At 49.2% G+C, this 20,338-nt stretch carries 15 protein-coding genes; 12 read left to right on the top strand and 3 right to left on the bottom strand.

Features of this window, described 5'->3' with window-relative positions; translation table 11 throughout:
- Nucleotides 1-48 precede the first annotated feature (48 nt).
- The 4 genes from KI809_RS09195 to KI809_RS09180 all read left to right on the top strand — a co-directional run bounded on the left by KI809_RS09195 (nt 49) and on the right by KI809_RS09180 (nt 2,962).
- Nucleotides 49-936 carry a peptidylprolyl isomerase gene (locus KI809_RS09195; protein ID WP_214171251.1) on the top strand — a complete coding sequence of 296 codons (888 nt, stop codon included), beginning with the start codon at nt 49-51 and terminating at the stop codon, nt 934-936.
- Between the two features lie 38 nt (nt 937-974).
- On the top strand, nt 975-1,346 hold the full coding sequence (locus KI809_RS09190; RefSeq protein ID WP_337833298.1) for a nucleotide pyrophosphohydrolase: 372 nt from the start codon (nt 975-977) through the stop codon (nt 1,344-1,346).
- Nucleotides 1,347-1,514: 168 nt separating this feature from the next.
- Nucleotides 1,515-2,030 (top strand): methyltransferase family protein, encoded by a 516-nt coding sequence (locus KI809_RS09185; protein WP_214171250.1) that lies wholly within the window; start codon nt 1,515-1,517, stop codon nt 2,028-2,030.
- A 98-nt stretch (nt 2,031-2,128) separates the two neighbouring features.
- On the top strand, nt 2,129-2,962 hold the full coding sequence (locus KI809_RS09180; RefSeq protein ID WP_214171249.1) for a rhomboid family intramembrane serine protease: 834 nt from the start codon (nt 2,129-2,131) through the stop codon (nt 2,960-2,962).
- A 20-nt stretch (nt 2,963-2,982) separates the two neighbouring features.
- Here KI809_RS09180 and KI809_RS09175 read toward each other — a convergent pair whose 3' ends face one another.
- The 3 genes from KI809_RS09175 to KI809_RS09165 form a co-directional block, all read right to left on the bottom strand.
- Entirely contained in the window at nt 2,983-3,693 is a 711-nt protein-coding gene (locus KI809_RS09175; RefSeq protein WP_214171248.1) for a general secretion pathway protein GspB, read from the bottom strand.
- A 3-nt stretch (nt 3,694-3,696) separates the two neighbouring features.
- A complete protein-coding gene (locus KI809_RS09170) occupies nt 3,697-5,334 on the bottom strand; it encodes an ExeA family protein (RefSeq protein WP_214171247.1) in 1,638 nt (545 codons plus the stop codon).
- A 481-nt stretch (nt 5,335-5,815) separates the two neighbouring features.
- Nucleotides 5,816-7,156 (bottom strand): S41 family peptidase, encoded by a 1,341-nt coding sequence (locus KI809_RS09165; RefSeq protein WP_214171246.1) that lies wholly within the window; start codon nt 7,154-7,156, stop codon nt 5,816-5,818.
- A 209-nt stretch (nt 7,157-7,365) separates the two neighbouring features.
- On the opposite strand from KI809_RS09165, the gene KI809_RS09160 reads away from it, so the two are divergent.
- The 8 genes from KI809_RS09160 to KI809_RS09125 all read left to right on the top strand — a co-directional run bounded on the left by KI809_RS09160 (nt 7,366) and on the right by KI809_RS09125 (nt 20,334).
- Complete coding sequence (locus KI809_RS09160; RefSeq protein ID WP_214171245.1) at nt 7,366-8,313, top strand: class 1 fructose-bisphosphatase; 948 nt, start codon at nt 7,366-7,368, stop codon at nt 8,311-8,313.
- 23 nt (nt 8,314-8,336) lie between these two features.
- A complete protein-coding gene (locus KI809_RS09155; RefSeq protein ID WP_214171244.1) occupies nt 8,337-8,603 on the top strand; it encodes a hypothetical protein in 267 nt (88 codons plus the stop codon).
- 126 nt (nt 8,604-8,729) lie between these two features.
- On the top strand, nt 8,730-10,184 hold the full coding sequence (locus KI809_RS09150) for a sigma-54-dependent transcriptional regulator (RefSeq protein ID WP_214171243.1): 1,455 nt from the start codon (nt 8,730-8,732) through the stop codon (nt 10,182-10,184).
- A 145-nt stretch (nt 10,185-10,329) separates the two neighbouring features.
- On the top strand, nt 10,330-11,538 hold the full coding sequence (locus KI809_RS09145; RefSeq protein WP_214171242.1) for a hypothetical protein: 1,209 nt from the start codon (nt 10,330-10,332) through the stop codon (nt 11,536-11,538).
- A 17-nt stretch (nt 11,539-11,555) separates the two neighbouring features.
- Nucleotides 11,556-13,964, top strand: coding sequence for a DNA internalization-related competence protein ComEC/Rec2 (locus KI809_RS09140; protein ID WP_214171241.1), 2,409 nt, complete (start codon nt 11,556-11,558; stop codon nt 13,962-13,964).
- Between the two features lie 60 nt (nt 13,965-14,024).
- On the top strand, nt 14,025-15,404 hold the full coding sequence (locus tag KI809_RS09135) for a GGDEF domain-containing response regulator (protein ID WP_214171240.1): 1,380 nt from the start codon (nt 14,025-14,027) through the stop codon (nt 15,402-15,404).
- Nucleotides 15,405-15,554: 150 nt separating this feature from the next.
- On the top strand, nt 15,555-18,185 hold the full coding sequence (mutS, locus tag KI809_RS09130) for a DNA mismatch repair protein MutS (RefSeq protein WP_214171239.1): 2,631 nt from the start codon (nt 15,555-15,557) through the stop codon (nt 18,183-18,185).
- A gap of 760 nt (nt 18,186-18,945) precedes the next feature.
- Complete coding sequence (locus KI809_RS09125) at nt 18,946-20,334, top strand: N-acetylmuramoyl-L-alanine amidase (protein ID WP_246559324.1); 1,389 nt, start codon at nt 18,946-18,948, stop codon at nt 20,332-20,334.
- Nucleotides 20,335-20,338: the final 4 nt, after the last annotated feature.

Genomic DNA, 20,338 nt, shown 5'->3' with positions numbered 1-20,338 from the left:
TGAGCTTGGGATGATGAGCGGTAAAATACAACTTATGGAGAGTAGGAAATGAATGTCAGATTGTTAGTGTTGATAGCATCTTTTGGGGTCTGGTCGGCTGGTATCGTTCATGCCGAGGACCTGAACCCTGTCGTTGGCAAGGCAGGAGATTATGTCCTGCGCGAGGCTGATCTGGATCGGCTGCTTGACAATCTTTCGTTAGAGACGCAAAAGGCAGTAAGATCCAACCCGGAGCAGCGGACAGCTTTTGTCAAGCAGCTGCTCCTGACAAAGGCGACTGCTGCCAAAGCCAGGAAAGACGGTTTTGACCGGAAGCCGGACTTCAAGGAGCTGGTCAGCAATGTCATCGATAACTACCTGGCGCAGGAGTACCTGAGCAAGGTAGTTACGGCAAACATTACCGTTACGGATGAAGAGCTGAAAAAATATTATAGCGAGCACGAAAAGGAGTTTCTCATTCCGGAAGCGGCAAAAGTGCGCCATATCTTCATTGCATCAACCAAAGATGCCGCCGCTGATTTGAAAGCAAAGGGCAAAGCCAAGGCAGAAGGGATTCTACAGCAGATCAGCAAGGGCGATGATTTCGCCAAGCTCGCCAAAGAACAGTCTGAAGATGCCGATTCAGCGGCCAAGGGTGGCGATCTCGGTTATATCTCGGCCGGAAAGACTAATTCCCCGGAGTTTGAAAAAGCGATCTTTGCGCTGAAGGCTGGTGAGCCGGCACAGTTGATAGAAACCTCCTTTGGTTATCATATCGTCAAGATTGATGAACGGAAGGAGCAGAGGACAGCAACTTTTGATGAAGCGAAAGAGTATATGCAGGGCCAGATCAAAGAGCAGATCAAGCAGGAAAAGGCCCAGGAATTCCTGGAAACATTGACCAGAGAGACCGGATTGACCATTGTCGACGCTAGGAATCCGGATACAACTAAATAGATTAATGGAAGTTGTTGCGCGCAACTGAAAGGTGCCTCGTGAAAACCAAGGCCACTATTACCTCCCTGGCGTCGCTCAGGGATCGACTGCGGGAGTTTTCTCAAGAGCGTGACTGGGACCAGTACCACACTCCTAAGAATCTTTCCATGGCGCTTATTGGTGAGGCGGCTGAACTGGTCGAGCATTTCCAGTGGGTTGAGGGGAGCCAAAGCCACCTTCTTGAAGAAAAGACGCGCCACTCTGTGGAAGAAGAACTGGCCGACATCCTGATTTATCTGGTACGGATTTCGGACAAGCTTGATGTGGATCTCTACCAGGCGGTTGAGCGCAAGTTGGAGATCAATGAGCGGAAGTACCCGGCGGAAAAGGTCCGGGGGAGCGCAAAAAAGTATACTGAGTATGTCGATTGAACTGAGCTTGATGAACAAAAAAAGCCTCGATGCAGGAGGGGAGCATCGAGGCGAAAGGAAGGAAGGGTTTGTTCTTCCTTGATTATGTTTATTGCGATATGTGTGCCAAAGTAAAATTTACATGATTTCAAATGGTTGTCTACTTGGGCAGGATGGGATTTGTATGAAATGAGCACACCACTGTTCAAGGTCAAAAAGGGAAGGGATGTTTGGTGGAGGGGTGAACGGGGAGAATGGTATGTAGTCATCCAGTTTTTCCTGATCCTTCTGGTGATATTCGGACCTCGGTCATTTAATAGCATGCCTTGCTGGTTTTCATCCCCCGGCCGGTCGGCATCTTACGCCGGTGCTGCTTTGCTTCTTTCTGGGTTCATTCTGGCACTGGCCGGGACCATCAACCTAGGCCGCAATCTCACCCCCTTGCCGTCTCCGAAGCGTGATGCCATTCTTGTGCAGTCTGGCGCCTATCGCTTGGTGAGGCATCCTATCTACAGCGGGATACTATTGATGGCTTTTGGATGGTCCTTCGCCATCCACAGCATTCCTACCCTGTTTTATGCGGCGCTCTTGTTTGGGTTTTTTGATCTGAAATCGCGCCGGGAAGAGATCTGGCTGGTGCAGAAGTTCCCTGAATACACTAATTACCAAAGGCGTGTTCGCAAGCTGATCCCTCTGGTGTACTGATTCCATAGGAGCTTAATGCTATCACCTAACTGCAGGAACCAATCAAATCAAGCCATACTTTCATCATCTGCGACTAAGATGATCCCAAGAGGTTAATGATGACTCAAAGAGCAATGCTCTGTCCCCGCTGCCGGAAGATAATCGGCAGCAACGAAGTAACCTGTTCCTGGTGTGGCGCATCCCGCCCTTCGTCCCTGCTGGCTTCAGCAGCCTGGACTCGCGGAGCACTTGACGGTGATTGGCTGATAAGGGCCATCATTACTTTGAACATAGGGTTTTATATTTTGTCCCTCATGGTCAGTTCTCATCGTGGAGGCGGGCTGAATCCTTTAAGTTTTATGGCTCCTGACCAGACAAGCCTCCTTTTACTCGGTGGGACGGGTACTATGCCGATCGGCCAGTTTGGCCGATACTGGACGTTGATCTCTGCCAGTTATCTTCATGGCGGGATTCTCCATCTGATCTTCAATCTTATGGCTTTGCGGCAAATCGCCCCATGGGTCAGCCAGGAATATGGCCCAAACAGGATGTTTATCATCTACACCCTGGGAGGAGTCGCAGGCTTCTGGGTATCTTGGCTGGCTGGAGTTCACTTTACCATCGGAGCTTCTGCTGCTGTCTGCGGTCTTATCGGGTCTCTGCTTTATTTCGGTAAGAGCCGGGGGGGAACCTATGGCGCCATGGTATATCGTGAAGTCAGCGGATGGGTAATCGGCCTGATTCTGTTTGGTCTGATAATGCCAGGGATAAACAACTGGGGGCATGGTGGAGGGCTGTTAGGTGGGATATTGCTCGGAATGATGCTCGGTTATCAGGACCATGGCAATGAAACGGCTTTTCATCGCATTCTGTCATTATCCTGTGTGGTTCTGACAGTCGGTGTGCTTGGCTGGGCGATTTTCAGTACATTAGTTCTCATTCTTGCGCGGTAACTATTTTTGCTCGGCTGATATTACCGGCCTTCATGATCAAGTGAGATTTCGAAGGATTTTCCTCCTTGCGAGAACCTTACTTTATCCGGGAAAATCTGTTCCACTTTTGCTCCGTCCACATTTCCTCCCTCTGAAACTGCGGCGCCGTTGATCACCGCAATGCGGGAAGCGCTGTCCTGTTGCCAAGCTATGCCGCTGACTCTCAATCTGGGTTTTGGCGCAACTTTATCTGCAGGTGGTTCCGTTGTTTGCGCAACCGGTGCTGGTTGCTGAGAAGTGACTGATTCCTGAGGCTTTGCCGGTTGCGACGTTGATACTGACGGAGCTGGCAATATCGGAGCCTTTGCCGGTCTGGAGGTGTTTTCTAAGACTTTTGCGGTTGGTTCTGTGACACCAATTCTTGGTGCCAATACAGCGGGACTTACTTCAGTCGCCGGCGTTTGTGGGCTAGTTTGAGATTTAGCGGGTTGTGCTTCCTGTTGAGTTGCCTGTAGCCGACTTGGTTGGCCGGTTGTCTGTCTGGTGGCGGAAAACCCGCCCATGACAGAGTAGGTAACAAGGATTGAGATAGCTGCAACCATTGCAAGAAGCGCTGGAACGAGCCACCTGTTGGCATGCTCTTTTCTTGACCGACCGGACATTTTGATCGCAGTTGAGATGTCCGGTTCTTTAGTCTTACGGGTTTCTTTATCCTGTTCAAGTTTTTGGAGAGCCTTGAGAATTGAGCTCATATCCTAAGTTCTCCCAGTATTGCTAAGATTTGGTCCTTTGGTTTCACCGCAGGCTCGATAGAGGTTTAACAGGGTTCTGGGACCAGGCACCCCGTCCGGAGTTATGAAATGGGCTTTCTGGAATTTCCTGACAGCCTCTTGGGTGGCATTGTCAAAAGTGCCGCTCTGCTTGCCTGAATAGCTGCCTGCCTTGGCAAGCATGGTTTGGAGTTTGCGAATCTCTACTGAACTTGTTCCCGGTTGGATTGAGTCCGGGAGGTTGTTTACGTTGCGCCAGAGGAGATATGCGGTGCCTGTCCAGTAGGTTGCCAAAGTTTTTTCAGGCAACGCCCATGTCATTTTTGAAACGGGTGATAGTAGAAAAAATTCTCCTGACCCTATTCGTGTGAGGGCAATATATCGAGTCCCTTTTATGCCAGGTATGCTGAGTTCCAGCAGGCAAGGTGCATTTGTTGCGACAATATCCCTGATTTGCATCTGCTTGAGGTTTAGCAGTCTCATCCCACGTCTGGCGGCAACAAGTTCCAGGCCGCGATGAACGGTTTTTCCATTGTACTCCACGACAGGCTTAATGTTCCAAAGCCTTGCCAGTTCATTGAAGCCTTGGGTCGCACAATCAAGTTCGCTTATTTGCTCAAGGTCTGACTTTATTGCGTCCGTAACCTGAGGCGCGGCTGCTGATGAGCCTGCGGATAGACTGGCTTGGGCAGCAGTGCTTTGCGAATTGCTGGATTCAATGTATTGGCCGATGATAAAGCCAGTTGATACCAACGCCACGGTAATGGCTGCTGCGGCAGCAAGACGCCAGAGCAAAGGTACGTACGATTTAGGCAGGTTTTCCCGGCGCAACTCCCGTATGGCAAGATCAATCATTTTGGGCGATATTTCGCGAGATTCTTCAGTGAAACCTATCAATAGAGCCCGGTCACAGAGTACATTAACAAGACGCGGCAGCCCGTTGGAGTAGTTGAAAATTTTCTTTAAAGCCATGGGGGCAAAGGTGGCGGCTTTCCAGCCCCCGGCAATTTCCAGGCGATGGTCTATATATGATGCCATATCTTCGAGGTCTAGCGGCGGGAGATGGAATCTGACCTTGATGCGCTGGTTGAGTTGCCGTAGATGATCGCTTTCCAGCAGGTCAACCAGTTCCGGCTGCCCGGCAAGTACTATCTGGATGAGTTTATCCGTATCTGTTTCCAGGTTGGAGATCATCCTGATTTGCTCAAGAACCGCAGGATCTAGATTTTGGGCTTCATCAATGACGAGCACAGCAGTTCTCGCCGCGGCATTTTCATTGAGCAGGAACTGGTTGAGAGCATGCATCAGTTCATCGATGGTGCCGGTCGCAAGAATGCCAAATTCACGGTTAATTGTGCGTAGTAGTTCATCGGCGGAGAGCTTTGGGTTAAAAATTAGTGCCGTACGGTGTTTTGAGTCATCAAGCTGGCCGAGTAGAGAGCGAAGAATCGTTGTCTTGCCGGAGCCTACTTCTCCGGTAAGTTCGATAAAGCCGGCATGGCTTTCGATTCCGTAGAGCAGATGTGCAAAAGCTTCCCTGTGGTACTTGCTCAGGAAGATGAAACGAGGGTTGGGTGTAATGGCAAACGGTTGTTCCTTGAACCCGTAAAAGTCGCAATACATTGGGATAGTTGATCCCCTCACCGCTATTGAAGTCTAATAAGAGTACACTATTTCACAATGCTTCTTATTTATCAAGTAACTGTGGAAATATCTGAATTTAAGTGGTGAGATGATGGGGTTGAGCAAGAATAGCAAAAGGCCGGAGTTACACTGCCGGCCTTTTGCTATTATATGATGGTTCTTCGTATGATATCAAAAAAGATAGGGGAGAGAGGAGGGGACTCTCCCCTATTAATCATGCGAGCCCGCTGGCCGCATGCTGATCATTGAGTTTGTTGAGAGCGTGCTCTTTGTATATATGTACTTTCAATAGTAATGCCAAAATATGTCGGTGGGGGACTGTCACGGTAGGTTGTTGAATGATATGAACTAATTGGTCAACTGAGCTAATGTTGAGAACGTCAGCTCAGTTTGATTCAGTACAAAATTTAAACAGGCTTGTTCACTGCGTGTTATCGACGAGTTGCTTGCCACCTCTACACTACTTGGCAGGAGTCACCCTGCTACTCATAACTTCCAGTCCTTTAAGCAGTTCCACGGCCCTTGCAAGCTGGTGGTCATTCTTAAGCTCTTCATCGGTTTTAATGGCAGCGGGCTTTTCTGGAACTGCCTTTTTCTCTTCAATACTTTTATTGGTAGAAGGATTGAGTCTTCCTTTAAGGTCGTTCTCTTTTATGTCTTTTTCCGGAGAAGGTTTCTGTCCCTGAGGAGCCAAGCGATTGACAATGATATCCGGGGTTATTCCTTTTGCCTGGATTGATCGCCCACTCGGGGTGAAATACCTGGCTGTGGTAAGTTTAAGTCCGGCATTGTCGCGCAGTGGCATAACAGACTGCACCGATCCTTTGCCGAATGTTTGGGTGCCCAGAATAATGGCTCGTTTATGATCCTGCAGAGCCCCTGCCAGGATTTCCGAAGCGCTGGCGCTGCCTCCGTTCACCAAAACCACGATCGGATAGTGCGGTTCCTTATCGCCGATCTTAGTGGAGAGTTTCATCTTTGCGGACGGTTCTCTCCCCTCGGTATAAACGACCAAACCGTTGCTGAATCCTTCACCGATAAAGCAGTTTGCCACCTCAACTGCCTGATTGAGGAGACCGCCGGGGTTATTACGCAGATCAATGATAAGGCTCTTTATTGCACCGCCATTCTGTTCCTTCAACGTCTTAAGCGATTTTGCAAACTCAGCCCCGGTAGTTTCCTGGAAATGGCCAATTCTGATATATCCTATGCCGGTATCAATAGAACGAGATTTAAGGCTTTTTGTCTGAATGATATCTCTAATGATAGGGTAGGTGACTGGAGTGCCATTGCCATCTCTCAGTATGGTAAGGGTAACTTTTGTTCCTTTTTCTCCACGCATCATGCTTACGGCGTCATTGATTGACATGCCTTTAGTATATTTGTCATTAATTTTCCAGATATGATCGTTAGCCTTGAGACCGGCTTTGTAGCCCGGGGTGTCTTCTATTGGGGCTATAATGGTTAGTTTATTGTCTTTAATAGATATTTCTATGCCGATACCGCCAAAAGATCCCGACATCTGGACTTTCATCTCTTTAAAAGAGTCGGAGGGCATGTAGGCACTATGAGGGTCAAGAGAGGAGAGCATGCCGGTAATTGCGCTCTGCAGAAGCTTCTTGGTCTCAACTTCCTCAACATACTCTTTCTTTACAATCGATATGACTTCTTTGATCAGTCTGATGTTTTCCTGCTCAGTGGCATGACCTGAACTTTTAGCAAGATAAAAACCGAGGAACACGACACAAATAACCACCATCACTACTATGGCAGACAAGATGATTAACAGCTTTTTTTTCATGAAAAAGGAGACCCTCCAAAAATAATTTTACCATTTCAAGCCGAAAAGGATTTTTTGTCAAGCATTCGATTCTGGTCCTATCTCTGCAAATGGGTCGAAGTGCCGGATATTGGCGCATTTGGGCGGTACTTTTCACTTGCCATGCAACTTGATATGTTTTAATCTTTGCCAATTCTTTTGAATCAATCTTTTCTGGAGGGATGTTTAAAATGTACAGTGAACCAGGAAAAACCAAGTTTCAGATCGACCTCCGCAGGCATCTCCGCGAACAGGATATTTGTGAAAATCTTATACACGTAATTTGCGAGATAGCCGAAGCCTGTAAATATGTGATTAATGCAGTGCGCACCGGTGACCTTGGTGTGGCAGGAACCTCAAACCTCTATGGTGAAGAACAGCTTGCCCTTGATGTTCTTTCTGACCGGATATTGAAAAAACGACTTATCCATACCGGCGTTGTCTGCAATATCGCATCTGAGGAGATGGATGAGATCTATCAGGCGCAAGCAGCAGCAGATGGCCTTTACTCAGTGGCTTATGATCCCTTGGATGGTTCATCTCTTGTAGACGTGAATCTGGCGGTCGGGACCATCGTATCAATTTACAAAGGAAGTGACCTCCTGCAGCCCGGAAGAAACCAGGTTGCTGCAATGTATGTTCTTTACGGGCCGAGAGTTTCTCTGGTTTATTCGGTCGGCAAAGGGGTTTACGAGTTTACTCTGAACCAGTTGATGGAGTTTACGCTGACTCGTGAGAATGTGACCATGAAACCTGCGGGTGATATCTACTCGCCTGGTGGATTGCGCAATAAATATACCCCCGAGAACGAGAAGTTCATCAGGTTTCTTGAGGATAAAGGGTGCAAACTCAGGTATTCCGGTGGGTTTGTTCCGGATATAAACCAGGTGTTAATGAAGGGTAAAGGGATATTCATGTACCCAGCTCTTCAAGGATCTCCTAAAGGCAAACTTCGCCTGCTTTTTGAGCTTAATCCCATGGCGTATCTTATTGAGCAGGCTGGTGGTGCCGCCAGCAATGGGGTAATAGATATCCTCGACATTCAACCTGAAAGCCTTGATCACCGGGCTCCAGTATATATCGGTTGCCGTGATGACGTTGAAAAAGCCAAGGATTTTCTGAATAATAAGGTCAAATAGTTCTATTTTAAATGGAGATGTTCATGGATCAGCAGGAAAAACCGCAGAGACTTTGCAGTGAAATTCAGCTATTCGATATTTGTGATCTTGACGTATGCAGCCACAGGACCGGTCGTTATTGCACCAAAGGGGATATTCTTGCTAAGTTTGAGGCTATTCATGAAGGTGATGATCGGACACCGGAACAGTTCTTTGCCGAGGAACTCGATGATGTTGAAGGTGCCGGAGACCTTGGTTATGATGAATCCTATGGTGTTGATGAATATGGTGAGGAAGATGATGACCTCTAGTACGTTTCATGCTCAGTGACTAACCCGGCTGCCTGATATTTCAGGCAGCTTTTTTTTGTCCTAAAGTTGAACAGTGCAAAGCCGATATACGCAACAACTATTTATTTATGATATTGGAGGGGACAAATGAAGCACGGCGTAATTATTCTTGATGACGATGTAGCTATTTTACAGATGCTTAAAACCAATCTTGCGAGCGATGATCTTCATATATATCTCGAAACAGACAGTGAGTCGGCAATCAAATGTATCCTGACCGAACATCCCAGCGTTGCCATCATAGATATTAATCTACCCAATAAATCCGGATTTGAAGTGCTGCAGCAGATAAAGAAAATTGATCCGGGGTTGTCTGTAATAATGGCAACTGCTCATAATACAACCCAAAATGCCATTGAGGCGATGAAGTACGGCGCCTACGATTATGTAACAAAGCCATTTGATTTCAGAAAGATGAAAACCACAGTGCAGAAAGCACTGGAGTGCAATCTGCTAAACAGAAAAGTCCGTTTTACCAAGGAAAGAGAGCCGGTCAACAAAGAGGCGCTGGACGAAGATATCATGATTGGATCAGCGCCGGAAATGATAGAGATTTGGAAGATGGTCGGCAAGGTGGCAGATTCCGATGCTACCGCTCTGATCCAGGGAGAAAGCGGCACTGGTAAGGAACTGCTGGCCCGCGCTGTCTATAATTACTCCAAACGGAAAAATCGGCCGTTTCTTGCTGTAAACTGTGCTGCCTTGCCTGAAACACTTCTGGAGAGTGAACTTTTTGGTCATGAAAAAGGTGCCTTTACCGACGCGCACACCCGCCGGATCGGGAAATTCGAGCAATGCAACGGCGGCACAATTTTCCTCGACGAAATCGGCGAAATGAGTATGGCGAATCAGGGCAAGCTGCTCAGGGTGCTTGAAAACCAGGAATTTGAGCGGGTTGGAGGCAATGAGACGATAAAGGTTGACGTGAGGGTGATTGCCGCCACCAACAAATCACTGTTGCAACTGGTGAAAGAGAAGACTTTTCGACTCGACCTTTTCTATCGACTGCGGGTTGTGTCCTTTTATCTGCCGGCGCTTCGGGACAGAATGGAAGATATCCCTCTTTTGATCGATCTTTTTATTCGAAGGTTTTCCCATAAATACGGTAAAAAAATTAAGGGAATAGCGCCTGAAGCGCAGGAAATGCTGCTCAGCCACCCATGGGAAGGCAATATCCGCGAACTAAAGAATGTGATTAACTCTGCGACAGTGCTCTGTAAGGGTGATGTGCTGCTTCCTACAGACTTCGACGCCTTGCTCGAAGCCCGATCAGGCATGAAGGAAATAGATCTGGATATGGTCGGTGAAGACTATTATGCTGTTTTCTGGAGCATGCTTGAACCTGTCTTTGAAGGGCTTTGTGCCAAGAACAAAGGCGCAATTTATGAAAATATAAATATGGGGCTTGAAAAAGCACTTATTCATATGGCGATGCAGAAGACCAGTAACAACCAGGTCGTTGCCGCCAAGCTGCTGGGAATAAGCCGTAACACTCTGCGAGACAGGATTGACCGGTATAAAATCGGCAGCCCGGACTCATAACGCACCAATCCTTTTGAATCATTTCAATTGATCTTTTAACAGCGGCTACAATGCGGTCGCTGTTTTTTTTGACTTCAAATTGCTACAATCATCACGGTATGATATAAACGCTCAGCATGTTTTTTCGGGATAAGGAGAGTTCTATATGCGATTTAGTTTCGTAATTATTGTTCTGGTGGTCTTTTTATCATCATTGGCCGTGGCTGCAGACAAGAATGAAGCAACCAAGGAGCAGGCTGATAAAGTTGCTGTGCCGGTCCCCAAGCCATCACCTAATGAAGTTATGAAACAGGGTGATTTTGCACGTGAGTTGGTACAGTTTTTTGGTTGGGGTGGCGGGCTCGCAAAGGAGCCGAAGGACAGGGATTATCTGCAGGTGCTTGATGGCCGCAGGACCTTCAAGTTTGAGGCTGAGAAAAGCTACAACTCGAAAACTGACAAAGTAGTTGTTCGGAAAAATGAACTTTTCGGTGCTTACAGCGGCGAGGCGTGGTTGGGAGGAACGACCACCCCGGCTAAAGTCAATCTTAAGGTGTTTATTCCACTCGCAGGCGATTATCTGGTCAGCGCGATGGCCAAAGGTGACGGACAGCTCTGGAAAATCGGGGATAAGGAGTATAAGGCCGACTCCAGTGGCGCGCTTACCCTGACAAAAATAGCCTCTATTACGCTTCAACCAGGGGAGTTGGAACTTGAAGTAACATTACCACCGGAAGGTGGGCTTGACTACATTGTTTTTAAAGCCCCTGATTTTACGCCATTAGAACCGTTGGATGGCTGGCGATTCAGTGAGCCTCTGACCAAAGGAACCGTGGCATTTGTGGCTGCTTCTCTTCTTGGGCTGGAAGAGAAACTTCCTGCTGACGATAAAGTAAAGCCAATTTCGATCATTGTCTCTGAAATGCAGGGGTTGCCGACATCCCTGAAATTATCTGACATCCGCTATTACGGCAAGTTTTCCGCTAAACACTGGGTAAGTTCAGGTAACATGAGCGCTGAACTTGACATCCCCTTTACCCTGCCTCAGAGCGGAGTTTACGACCTCAAACTCAGGTGCATGGGGAAACCGTTTACCGGTACCATTGATGGCAATCCGGTAAAAATTGATGCTACCTCTTCCTTGAATTGGGCTGACCTGGGTTTGCAGCGTTTATCGGACGGTAAACATAATCTTAGAGTTAAGATCCCTGCATATGGCGGGATCGATGCCCTGGAAATCCAAGCCAAAAAGTCATCACCTGAGACATACATGAGTTTGGCTGGCATAACCGGTGACCCGAGAGCTGCTGTGACCTATGCCGAAATGCAAGGATTCCTTACCCAATTTCAGAAAAGTTTCGCTGGCCGTAAGTGACACTGTGATTCAGCAATATGGAGAAGCCTCTGCTCCTACCCCTGGTTGCACTGATGCTCGGCATCGGTGCAACCAGTTATTTGGGCAGCACGCTTTCCTACTGGATTATTCTACCTGCTGTTTTATCTCTACTGGCCGGGATTCTTTTCCGGCGTAGACCCCTTCTGTTTATCGGCATCTCCCTGCTTTCGCTGTTATGGGGAAGCGTAGCGGTAACTCCCCATATCAAACCGCAATTTCCAGCAGACCATATCTCGCGAAAGCTTTCCGAGTCTCCTGTCGTCGTGGTCGGTGTCATTTGCCAAAGACCACAACTCAAAGAACGCTCCACCCGGATTTTTCTTGAAGCTGAGTCCGTTGATGGTGTTAAGACAACAGGCCGTATCATGATAACAGTCGTGGGGCGGGATCTGTCGGTCATGACCGGTGACAGAATTAAATTGGCAACGAGATTGCGCGAGCCCCGCAATTACGGGATACCGGGCGAGTATGATTTCCGTCGTTTTCTCGCCTTGCAGGAGATCTTTGTAACCGGTTATCTTGCTGATGCTGCTGGTCTTGAACTGCTGCAGGAGAAGGCACGGTTTCCGCTTCAACGTAGCATTGATGACTCTGCGCGTTGGCTGTGCCGCTTCATCGACTCTTCAGTCCAGCCCCCTGAATCCGGAGTGCTTAAAGCGTTGTTGGTTGGAGAACGGGGATATGTATCAACTGAGATCGAAGAGTTATATTCCCGAACCGGTGTCAATCATATCCTCTCGATCTCAGGGTTTCATCTGGGGATTATGGCCTTTGTCATCTATCAGTTGCTAGCGCTGATTGCCGGGCAAAGCGACAGATTGCTGCTCTACAATATTCGTTGGAAATTGATGTTGGCAACAGTTCCGTTCATTGTCTCCTATCTGCTAATTTCTGGTTGCGCGCCGGCAACGGTCAGGTCAGTATTGATGTTTTCCGCCTGTTTTCTCGCTCTTCTTCTTGAACGTGAGACCGATTCCGTGAATATGCTTGCTCTGGCCGCACTTGTCATTCTGGCTGTTAATCCTGAAACGCTCTTTGATATTTCATTTCAACTATCATTTCTCGCCTTGTGGGGAATCCTGGTTATTGCTCCGTTTTTGATGGGGTGGTACCCCGGAGTCCGGACCGGCATTTGGTTCCGGATCTTTCAGTTCTGCGCAGTCTCAGCTGCAGCAATAGCTGCAACCCTGTTGCCGGTTGCCTACAGTTTTCATCGGGTCTCGTTGATCGGGCTATTGAGCAATTTTGTTGCTGTACCGCTCCTCGGCTACGGCGCTGTTGTTGCCGGTTTCGCAGCACTGTTGCTCGCTCCTCTAATGCCGTTATTTTCTCAACCTCTGCTTGCTTTTGCCGCTCTACTGGTATCATTGTCAAATCAGGTAATGTTCTGGCTCGATCGTATTCCGCAACTTCCAAGGTTTACCCCATCGGCATTGGAAGTGGCCATTTCTGTACTCGTTCTGGCAGTTTTCACCCTTATTAAGACCGGAAGAAACAGGTTGACTGCCTGTTTGGTGCTCGTATCGTTGGCCGTGTGGGTGAGATTTGGCGATTCAGCTGCGGATAAAGACAAGCTTAAGGTAATGTTTTTAAGCGTCGGCCATGGTGACAGCACCTTTATCAGGTTCCCGGACGGGTCCACCATGCTGGTTGACGCTGGAGGCTCTCTATATGAAGATGGTTTTGATGCCGGTGAAAGGCTAATTGCTCCTGCACTCTGGAGCTTAGGTGTTGACAGGATTGATAGAATGGTCCTCAGTCATCCTCATCCGGACCATATCAAAGGACTGCTGTTCATAGCCAGAAACTTCAGGGTCAGCGAGTTCTGGGAAAGTGGCTATGCCTACGAATCTCCGGCATATCTGCAATTAAGAGCGGTATTGGACTCACGAGGCGTGATTAAAAGGACCATAAATGGCAGCGTGTCGCCCTTCATCACTGGTGGGGCTATTATAGAGCCACTTGCCCCACCTCGACCCGCCGCTAGCGGTAAAGCCATTGCTTACCATGACCTGGATGTCAACGAAGAGTCCTTAGTATTTCGCTTGGTTCTTGGCCGTTTCTCGTTGCTGTTGACCGGTGACGCAGGCCTTGAATCTGAAGCGAACCTGCTCACCAGCCGACAAAAGCTGCAGTCCACCGTATTGAAGGTAGCTCATCATGGCAGCCGCAATTCAAGTTCTCTCCCGTTTTTAAAGGCGGCCTCACCACAGCTTGCCGTCATCTCGTCAGGTTATGGCAATAATTTTCATCTTCCTGCTTCTGAGACAGTTGCTGATCTCAAAAAACAAGGGTCGCAGGTGCACCGGACCGATCTTGACGGCAGCCTTGAGCTCACGGTAAACCCGTTGACCGGCAGCTATAACTCACGGAAATATCCTCCTGTTCGGATTGACACTTATTGAATTTGACCGATAATGTAAGAGGACAGCTGTTTGCGCATTTTTTAGCGATATGAGGGCTTGATGGAACGCATCCTGATAGTGGAAGACGATCTGTTTTTCCGCGAGATCTATTCAGACCTTTTGAAAGATGAAGGTTATGAAGTCGATACTGCGTCATCAGCTGATGATGCCTTTGATTTGTTGAGCCTTAAGCAATTTCATGTCGCTGTTATCGATCTGGTGTTGCAGGATGCCAGTGGATTGGATGTCCTGGAAAAGATCAAACAGCTCGATACGGCAATAGAAGTCATCATTGTTACCGGCCATGCAAACATGGAGACGGCAATCTATGCACTCAAGCATGGTGCCCGTGACTACCTGGTAAAACCGATCAACCATGATGAATTCAAGCATGCGGTCTCTCTGTGTATCAAGCAGAGGCGGTTGCTAGACGAGAACCTGGAGTTGCGGGAACTGGTCAACCTCTATCAGGTCAGTCAGGCGATCGCAAACTGCCTGGAACTGGACCGTCTCTACACCCTGGTTGTCGACTCCCTTGCCAAGGAGGTTGGGACGAATCGTTGCATCGGCTATTTCTCAGAAGAGGCGCTTTTTGCAATCAGGGAACTGAGAGGATTCAACGAGGAGGCTGCCGCCCGTCTGGGAGAATTAATGTTCGGCCGGTTCAAGCCAGCTGATGAACAATCTGTGAATCAGATCTTTTTGCCTGGTTGTATGGATGCCGAGCCGGATCTTGGCGAGATTCACGACCTGCACGATCTGCTGATCCTGCTAGTACGGATTAATTCTGTGGTGCAGGGCGTAATAATGATGTTTAACGAGGAAGGGAAGCGGCTGGACAACTCGATAAACCAGAAAAACCTTTCGTTTCTCCTTGATCAGTCATCGCTGGCCTATGAGAATGCTGCAAGATATGTGTCTGCACGGAACCTGGTAAACATTGATGAATTGACCGGGCTCTTTAATTATCGCTATCTGGAAGTTGCCATGGAGCGTGAGGTGAAAAGGGCTGAACGCTACGGCACAAACCTTTCGGTCATCTTCCTTGATATCGACCAGTTCAAGGATATTAACGACACCCATGGTCATCTGGTCGGCAGCAAGTTATTGAAAGAAGTCGGCAAACTTCTTAAAAATTCGGTTCGAGAGATTGATACCGTCATCCGTTATGGCGGTGATGAGTACACCATTTTGCTTGTGGAAACCGGTCTTGAGACCGCTGCCGGCGTTGCCGAGAGGATCCGGAGATCGATCGAGCGTCACCGTTTTCTTGCCAGTGACGGCATGAAAATTCATATTACCGCCAGTCTTGGCTATGCCTGTTACCCTGAAGACACCAAATCCAAGATGCAGTTGATCGAGCTTGCCGACCAGGCCATGTATCGTGGCAAGGCAAGCGGCAGAAACGTGGTTTTCTCTGTTGCCAAGACCCGCCAGTAACGTTTCCCGAACACAATTGTGCGAAATTGAGAGTTTTTTTAGGGATTCCGGACGCGCACGTAATAATCTTCTGCATCCGGCTTCAGGTTTTGTTTTACAGTAATCCTCGATTTTGTTAGGATTGCTCACCATTCCATTCAGACACCCCCTATGACCCAGCAAACCGAACATACGCCAATGATGAGACAGTATCTGGAGATCAAGTCTTCATATCCGGATGCGATACTATTTTTTCGCCTTGGCGATTTCTACGAGATGTTCCTGGATGATGCCGTAAAGGCCTCTAAAATCCTGGATATTACGCTAACCTCGCGAGGCAAGAGCAGCGACGGTCGAGATGTACCGCTCTGCGGGATCCCTTTTCATTCGGCAGCGCCATATATTGCCAAGCTTGTCGAGGCCGGAGAAAAGGTTGCTATCTGCGAGCAGGTGGAGGACCCGAAGAGCGTCAAAGGGATAGTCAAACGGGAAGTGGTCAAGGTTGTAACGCCTGGTCTCGTTGTCGATGCCGAGTCGCTCAAGCCCAACGAAAATAACTATCTGGCCGCAATTGTCCCTGCAAAGAGCGGTATTTGGGGGTTTGCCTGCCTTGACATATCGACCGGCGAATTCAAGGCGGCAGATTTCCCGGATATCAATGCCCTCATTTCCGAATTTTACTGTGTTAATCCCCGCGAGGTACTGCTCCCTGCCTCTTTGAAGGATGGAGATGGTCTGTCGGCACTGGATGGACCTTTGAGCGAGCGGACGGTATCGTTTATCGACGAGTGGGTCTTTGAGCTCGACTATGCCCAGAGACTGCATCAGACGGTCTTTGCTGCGCCATTGCCACCGGCTCCGGACGGTAAAGAGATGTCAGGCGGGGCTCTGGCTGCCGGCGCTTTGCTTCACTATCTCCGCGAAACCCAGATTGGCGGCGTTGCTGCTCACTTGCGTCCTGTGGTTTCCTACATGGTCAATAGTCACCTGGTTCTTGATGACATGTCCCGCAGGAATCTTGAACTGACTGCCACCATCCAGGAGGGGAAGAGAAAGGGCTCCCTGCTTTGGTTGATGGACAAAACCGTAACAGCCATGGGGGGGAGAAAGCTCAAGCAATGGGTCAATTATCCGCTGGTATCAGTTGATAAAATAAAAGAACGCTATGAGTCTATTGAGGAGCTGATCACGTCTCAACTGCTCCGTGACGAACTGGTAGCGCTGCTGGATGGCGTGGCAGACCTCGAGCGGCTCAACGGACGAATCAGCCTCGCTTCGGCCTCGGCCAAGGATCTGGTTGCCCTCAAGGAATCCCTGGCAAGGTTGCCCAAGTTGTTGTCGTGCGTCCAGCCACTTCAAGCGCTTTTGCTGCAGGATACCATCGCTGCCATCGACCCGCTGCATGATGTCGTTGAGCTGATATCTCAGGGGATTGTGGAAAATCCACCGTTTCTGCTGCGAGATGGCGGGATAATAGCCACTGGGTTCAATGCCGAACTGGATGAACTGAGGGTAATAAGCAGGGAGGGGAAAGGTTTCATCGCCCAGCTGGAGGCCAGGGAAAAGGGGCGAACCGGGATTTCGTCCCTGAAAATCCGCTATAACAAGGTGTTTGGATATTACATCGAAATTACCAAGGCAAACCTGGCCGGAATCCCGGACGACTATATCCGCAAGCAGACCCTGGTGAATGCCGAGCGTTTTATCACCCCGGAGTTGAAAGAGTACGAAGAAAAGGTCATGGGTGCCGAGGAGCGGATCGCCGAACTCGAATACTCACTTTTCCAGGAGATTCGGGTCCAGGTAGCCGGCCAAACCGGGCGCATCGCCCGGACTGCTGAGAGTGTCGCCACTCTGGACGTGCTGGCCTCGCTTGCCTCATTGGCGCACGGCTTGAATTATTGTCGGCCGGAAATAGACACCGGCGACCTTATCGAGATAATTGATGGCAGGCACCCGGTTGTCGAGGCGATGCATGTGTCGGAACGGTTTGTCCCGAATGACACTGTGCTGGACAACAACGAAAACCAGCTCCTGATGATTACCGGGCCGAACATGGCCGGTAAATCCACATATATGCGGCAGGTGGCCCTGATAGTGCTGATGGCGCAGATCGGCAGCTTCGTGCCGGCGTCAAAGGCGCGCATCGGCATTGCCGACCGGATATTTACCCGAATCGGCGCTTCCGACAACCTGTCGAAGGGACAGTCCACCTTTATGGTGGAAATGGCAGAGACCGCCTCGATTCTGCAGTATGCCACCCCGAGTAGCCTGGTACTTTTGGACGAAATCGGCAGGGGCACCTCGACTTTCGATGGGGTTTCCATTGCCTGGGCAGTGGCGGAGTTCCTGCACGACGCGCGGGATCATGCCGCCAGGACCCTGTTTGCCACCCATTACCACGAACTAACCGAGCTGTCCGTTACCCGGAAAGGGATAAAGAACTTCAATATTGCCGTCAGGGAATGGAATGACCAGATCATCTTTCTGCGGCAGATCGTTCCTGGTGGGGCCTCTCATTCATACGGCATCCAGGTGGCGCGGTTGGCCGGACTGCCGCAGGAAGTCGTGCTGCGGGCACGGGAGATCCTGAAGAACCTGGAGCATGGCGAGTTCACGGAAGGCGGGGAGCCGAGAATTTCTGGCAAGAAAGGCCGCCGGATCGACGTTGACTCCTCTCAACTTTCCCTCTTTACACCGCCTGACGATGATCTGCGCAATCGCTTGAAGAGCGTTGAAGTGGCCAGGCTTACTCCGCTTGAGGCGCTGAATTTAATAGATGAGTTGCAAAGATTGGTCTGAATAATGGTATAAACGCAGGACAAAAAAGAGGCCAAAGGCATGGGAGATGTTACCGCATTAATGCCCCGAACTGTAAAAATTAATATTAAATTTTAGCTTTAGCTGTAAGTAAGTTACTCGTATTTGCTGCGGGCATATAGGTCACATTAATATCCGCGGGCCAGTTATACAAAAAATCATTAAGCGATAATTCGATAAGTGCGAGAATAATTGTGTAGCCCTCTAGTAGTGCAACTGGTTCATGCCACCACTTGTCTTTCATTTCGGGTATTACTGTGTGTGAGTATGTCGGTTGCCCAACCGGAGTCAAATACAGTGTGGTACTATTGCTGCTTCTTTTGAGAAATATTGTGCATGGAGTTATACATTTTTCACTATGTATTTCTGCCAAAGCCCCAGGAGGGTCAGAAGTTATAGTAACTTGCTGTCTCGGCCCATTACTCAGGGAAATGCAACCTGACAGGAACGATAATGAGACAAGAATGGATAAGGTCTTGATTAAACGGGACATGGGTAAGATAGTTATCTCTGATTCTGGATTTAATAAAACTAAAGTATCATGTTGGAATTTGTGCTGTCAAGGACATCAATCAAAGCAATTGATTTAAGTAGTATAGAGCGTAAGGCTCTGTATCAAGCGGGAATTGTTGTGATTTTGGCTGAGACGCAATTGTCTTATTTCTGCCAAAATGAAACATGCTATGAATGCAGATTGTTATGAAAACATTAAAGATTCAGGCGAACTACAAAGGATGGTATGATGTATAGATGCTGGATAGTACGGGTATTATTGATGGCCTTTCTTGGGGTGATGCTGATGCTTGGCAGTGCCATGGCGGCAGAGGAAGGCGGCAGCGCTAAAACCAAGAAAACCACTGCCAAGAAAGCCGCTTCTGGAAAACCGGCAAAGGCGACGGCCTCAAAGAAAAAAGGGAAAAAAGGTTCTTCCCGGAAAACTGATGCCAAGGCAAAAGCAAAGAGTGAACAGCAACTGGTTCAGGTGGTGAAGCCGTCTGAGGCAAAACCGATGGCTAGCGTTAAGGAGTTGCGGTCCTGGTCCAACCCCGATTATACGCGGATTGCCATCTCTCTTGACCGGGAAGCGGCTTTTGAGTACCACCGCATCGGTCAGGATCAGGAGGCCAAACTCCCTGGTCGGCTCTACCTGGACATAAACGGCGCCAAGCTGAACTCTGATGTTAAGGATCTCCCGGTTGCCGACGGCCTTCTAAAGACCGCCCGCATCGCGCAGTACCGCCCGGAGACGGTGCGGGTGGTGCTGGATCTGGAAAGCATCAAGGACTACAAAATATTTACCTTTTCCGATCCGTTCCGGATCATGATCGATATCAGGGGGGATCGCAAGACCGAGATTTCATCCCTGAAGCAGGTTATCGAGCCGGTTACTCCGGCATCAGCAGCTATTATCGACCAGCCGGCTGAAAAGCCGCACAAGAAGCCCCTGCACCCCGGAATTTCCCGGATAAGGCGCGTTGTGGTCGATCCGGGTCATGGTGGTCATGATCCCGGAGCTCTGGGAGCAGACGGCACGCGGGAAAAGGATGTGGTGCTGGCGATCGGCCTGAAGCTGGCAAAAAAGCTGCGTGACGAGATCGGGCTCGATGTGGTCATGACTCGAACGACCGATGTCTTTCTGGAGCTCCAGGAACGGACCGCCATCGCCAACCAGGTTGGCGCCGACCTGTTTATTTCGATTCATGCCAATGCCGCTCCCAACAGGTCGGCATCCGGCATCGAGACCTATTACCTGAGCCTGGCCAAGACGGAAAAGGCTGCTCAGCTCGCGGCCAAGGAGAACGGCACCTCTCTGGAAAAGGTAAGCATGCTCCAGGCTGTGCTGTTCGACCTGATGGCCAATTACAAGATCAATGACTCAGCGCATCTTGCCGAGGTGGTCCAGAAGGAGCTTCACAAAAAGGTTGATGCCCGTTGGCCGGTAAAGTCGCTGGGGGTAAAGCAGGGACCGTTTTATGTGCTGGTTGGCGCCAGCATGCCGAGCATCCTTGTTGAAACCGCCTTTCTGAGCAATGAAAAGGAAGAGCAGCGTCTTAAAGACAGCCATTACCAGGAAACTACTGCCGACGGGATTGCGGATGGGGTCAGGGCTTACATTTCCGGCTTGAAATAACACG

The sequence above is a fragment of the Geoanaerobacter pelophilus genome (genome assembly GCF_018476885.1).
Classification (GTDB): Bacteria; Desulfobacterota; Desulfuromonadia; order Geobacterales; family DSM-12255; genus Geoanaerobacter; species Geoanaerobacter pelophilus.
The sequence above is the reverse complement of the archived record's forward strand: the minus strand, read 5'-3'. Positions and strand labels throughout refer to the sequence as shown.

What these genes read in the sequence shown, in the direction of transcription:
- KI809_RS09195 (WP_214171251.1), top strand. Translation starts at nt 49, where the DNA reads ATGAATGTCAGATTGTTAGTGTTGATAGCATCTTTTGGGGTCTGGTCG.
- KI809_RS09185 (WP_214171250.1), top strand. Translation starts at nt 1,515, where the DNA reads ATGAGCACACCACTGTTCAAGGTCAAAAAGGGAAGGGATGTTTGGTGG.
- KI809_RS09180 (WP_214171249.1), top strand. Translation starts at nt 2,129, where the DNA reads ATGACTCAAAGAGCAATGCTCTGTCCCCGCTGCCGGAAGATAATCGGC.
- KI809_RS09175 (WP_214171248.1), bottom strand. Translation starts at nt 3,693, where the DNA reads ATGAGCTCAATTCTCAAGGCTCTCCAAAAACTTGAACAGGATAAAGAA.
- KI809_RS09170 (WP_214171247.1), bottom strand. Translation starts at nt 5,334, where the DNA reads ATGTATTGCGACTTTTACGGGTTCAAGGAACAACCGTTTGCCATTACA.
- KI809_RS09165 (WP_214171246.1), bottom strand. Translation starts at nt 7,156, where the DNA reads ATGAAAAAAAAGCTGTTAATCATCTTGTCTGCCATAGTAGTGATGGTG.
- KI809_RS09160 (WP_214171245.1), top strand. Translation starts at nt 7,366, where the DNA reads ATGTACAGTGAACCAGGAAAAACCAAGTTTCAGATCGACCTCCGCAGG.
- KI809_RS09155 (WP_214171244.1), top strand. Translation starts at nt 8,337, where the DNA reads ATGGATCAGCAGGAAAAACCGCAGAGACTTTGCAGTGAAATTCAGCTA.
- KI809_RS09150 (WP_214171243.1), top strand. Translation starts at nt 8,730, where the DNA reads ATGAAGCACGGCGTAATTATTCTTGATGACGATGTAGCTATTTTACAG.
- KI809_RS09145 (WP_214171242.1), top strand. Translation starts at nt 10,330, where the DNA reads ATGCGATTTAGTTTCGTAATTATTGTTCTGGTGGTCTTTTTATCATCA.
- KI809_RS09140 (WP_214171241.1), top strand. Translation starts at nt 11,556, where the DNA reads ATGGAGAAGCCTCTGCTCCTACCCCTGGTTGCACTGATGCTCGGCATC.
- KI809_RS09135 (WP_214171240.1), top strand. Translation starts at nt 14,025, where the DNA reads ATGGAACGCATCCTGATAGTGGAAGACGATCTGTTTTTCCGCGAGATC.
- mutS (WP_214171239.1), top strand. Translation starts at nt 15,555, where the DNA reads ATGACCCAGCAAACCGAACATACGCCAATGATGAGACAGTATCTGGAG.
- KI809_RS09125 (WP_246559324.1), top strand. Translation starts at nt 18,946, where the DNA reads ATGTATAGATGCTGGATAGTACGGGTATTATTGATGGCCTTTCTTGGG.